Annotated in this window: 3 protein-coding genes; all 3 read left to right on the plus strand. The window is 72.4% G+C overall.

Annotation, left to right across the window (positions count from 1 at the left end; all coding sequences use genetic code 11):
• Positions 1-412 (plus strand): glutamate ligase domain-containing protein (locus L2I40_RS22575; RefSeq protein WP_372491106.1); only part of this gene is annotated, 412 nt, incomplete at its 5' end.
• On the plus strand, positions 412-1542 hold the full coding sequence (locus L2I40_RS22580) for an FtsW/RodA/SpoVE family cell cycle protein (RefSeq protein ID WP_372491107.1): 1131 nt from the start codon (positions 412-414) through the stop codon (positions 1540-1542). The genes L2I40_RS22575 and L2I40_RS22580, both read left to right, overlap by 1 nt.
• A 61-nt stretch (positions 1543-1603) precedes the next feature.
• A partial coding sequence (locus L2I40_RS22585; RefSeq protein WP_237217586.1) for a glycosyltransferase occupies positions 1604-1897 on the plus strand: 294 nt, incomplete at its 3' end.

Consider the following 1897-nt stretch of genomic DNA (forward strand, 5'->3'; position numbering starts at 1 on the left):
CGGCGTCGTCTTCGTCAACGACAGCAAGGCCACGAATGCCGACAGCGCGGCACGTGCTCTCGGCTCCTACGACCGCGTCGTCTGGATCGCCGGCGGCATCGCGAAGGAAGGCGGGATCGAGAGCCTCGCGCCGTACTTCCCGCGCATCGCCCGCGCGCTGCTGATCGGACGCGACGCGCCGATGCTGGCCGCGACGCTTGCCGCGCATGGCGTGCCGCACGAGGTCGCGGGCACGCTGGAGGCCGCCGTGCAGGGCGCCGCCGCGGACGCGCGGGGCGGCGCGGCGCCGGTGGTGCTGCTCTCGCCCGCCTGCGCCAGCTTCGACCAGTTCAGCGGCTTCGACGCGCGGGGCGACCGCTTCCGCGCGCTGGTGCAGGCGCTCATGGCCGACGATCTGGGGAGGGCCGCCTGATGGCCGTCTCGCGCGCCGACACCTCCACCCTGGGCCGCTGGTGGTGGACCATCGACCGCTGGACGCTGGCCGCGCTGCTCGCGCTGGTCGGCTTCGGCTACGTGATGATGCTCGCCGCCTCGCCGGCCGTGGCGGAGCGCATCGGCGCCTCCTCGCGCAACATGTTCTTCGCGCGGCAGATCATCTACCTCGCCGCCGCGACGACGCTGATGGTGGCCGTCTCCATGCTGTCCATCCGCCAGGTCCGGCTGCTTGGCTGGCTCGGCCTCGGCGGCTCGCTGCTGCTGGTGGCCGCGACGCTGGTGATGGGCGTCGAGATCAAGGGTGCGCGGCGCTGGCTGAGCCTGCCGGGGTTCGGCTCGCTCCAGCCGTCGGAGTTCCTCAAGCCCTCCTTCGCGATCGTCGCCGCCTGGCTGATCGCCGAGGGCAAGGTCAATCGCCGGCACGGCGCCACGCTGCTCGCGATCGTGATCTTCCTGCTGATCGCGGTGCTGATGAAGGGGCAGCCCGACATCGGCATGCTGCTGGTCATCACGGCGGTGTTCTTCGCGCAGTTCTTCGTCGCGGGACTCAACCTCTTCGTGGTCGGCTTCGTCGGCGCGCTCGGCCTCTTCGGCGCCGGCCTCGCCTACATGCTCTTCCCGCACGTCCAGTCGCGCGTGCACCGCTTCATCAACCCGGAATCGGGCGACAACTACCAGGTGAGCGTGGCGCTCGAGGCCTTCGGCCATGGCGGGCTGCTCGGCCGCGGCCCCGGCGAGGGGCGGGTGAAGAACGTGCTGCCCGACGCGCATGCCGACTTCGTCTTCGCGGTGGCGGGCGAGGAATTCGGCCTCGTCATCTGCCTGCTGATCCTCGGCCTCTTCGCCTTCGTCGTGGTGCGTGGGCTGGTCCGGCTGCTCGGCGAGACGGACCTGTTCGTCGTGCTTGCGGCGGCGGGATTGCTGACGCAGTTCGGGCTGCAGGCCTTCGTCAACATGGCCTCCTCGCTCCACCTCATCCCGACCAAGGGCATGACGCTGCCTTTCGTGAGCTATGGCGGCTCCTCCGTGCTCGCGATCGCGCTCGGGATGGGGTTCCTGCTGGCGCTGACGCGCCGCCGCCTCTCGCGCGTCGAGGAGGAGCGCTGATGGGCGCCGCCGAGTCCCGGGTCCGCGCGTCGCAGGCGCTCCGCCGACCGGAGGCGCGATGATGCGCGGGCCGGCAGCTCGTCCGATCGTAATCGCCGCCGGCGGAACCGGCGGTCATCTGTTCCCGGCCGAGGCGCTGGCGGCCGAGCTCGTCGCGCGCGGCGAGCGGATCGCGCTGATGACCGATGCCCGCAGCGCCGCCTTCGAGAGCCCCGCCTTCGGCGGCGCCGAGCGGTTCGTGCTGAAGGGGTCTGGGCTCGCCGGGCGCGGCGCGGCCGCGGCGGCGCGAGGCGCGATGGCGCTGGCGGCCGGCACGCTGGAAGCGCGGCGGATCCTCTCGCGGCTCGACGCCGCG

Source organism: Falsiroseomonas oryziterrae, assembly GCF_021864505.1.
In the GTDB taxonomy this organism is placed as follows: domain Bacteria; phylum Pseudomonadota; class Alphaproteobacteria; order Acetobacterales; family Acetobacteraceae; genus Falsiroseomonas; species Falsiroseomonas oryziterrae.

Excerpts from the sequence above, each read along its gene's own strand:
- L2I40_RS22580 (WP_372491107.1), top strand. The coding sequence starts at position 412 with ATGGCCGTCTCGCGCGCCGACACCTCCACCCTGGGCCGCTGGTGGTGG.